Consider the following 779-nt stretch of genomic DNA (forward strand, 5'->3'; position numbering starts at 1 on the left):
ATAATAATCAGAACAAAACATCCATTCTCAAGAGCAGTCTGGCCAGCCCAAGCTTCTGTTTCTGACCACTGGACAAATTTCTGCCCCCTTCTTCCAGTACAGTCCGATATTGCCGGTCCATCTCCATAATGTCCCGATGAATCCCGGTTCTTCTGCAGGCTTCCTACAAAACTATAGTATCGATCCTTTACTTTTTTCTGCTGTGCTTCCAGCCTCCTTACTCTGCTCTGGAATGCAAAGTTTACCAGATACATTAACGGAAAGAGATCCAGGCCTGAAAATCCCCCTGCTTTTCTCCTGAAAAGATGTCAATCACTTCCCCGAAAACATAAGGAGAAAGGCCGGAGATCGCTACCCCCAGCCCAATCACCAGCACCAGAAACGCCAGATATCTTCTTTTTTCTTTTAAATAATTTTCATAAATCGCTTTTCCCCTAAATTTCCTGCCGCTTACAAATCCGCCATCCGCCCGATAATCTCCTGATAAAACGCTTCCTGGCTGTCTCCGTGATTCAGGTTATCCAGGATCACGCCGTCCTTTAACAGGATGATCCGGCTGCAGTAGCTGGCCATCTGCGGATCGTGGGTAACCATTACGATAGTCTTGCCAAACTCCTGATTGATCCGCACCAGCGCGTCAATGACGATCTGGCCGGACTTGGAGTCCAGGTTCCCGGTAGGCTCGTCCGCCAGGATCAGGTCCGGGTCATTGATCAGCGCACGGCAGATGGCTACCCTCTGCTTCTCACCGCCGGACAGTTCATAAGGATTCTTTTTCA

At 48.9% G+C, this 779-nt stretch carries 2 protein-coding genes; both read right to left on the bottom strand.

The annotated features are described in order from the left end of the window. Window positions 1–254, bottom strand: a 254-nt coding sequence (locus H6A13_RS13035) for a hypothetical protein (protein WP_204909954.1), incomplete at its 3' end; no start/stop codon positions are given. Window positions 255–450: 196 nt separating this feature from the next. Then, on the bottom strand, window positions 451–779 hold a 329-nt coding region (locus H6A13_RS13040), incomplete at its 5' end, for an ATP-binding cassette domain-containing protein (protein ID WP_204909955.1).

This window comes from Mordavella massiliensis (assembly GCF_016902415.1).
Classification (GTDB): domain Bacteria; phylum Bacillota; class Clostridia; order Lachnospirales; family Lachnospiraceae; genus Merdimonas; species Merdimonas faecigallinarum.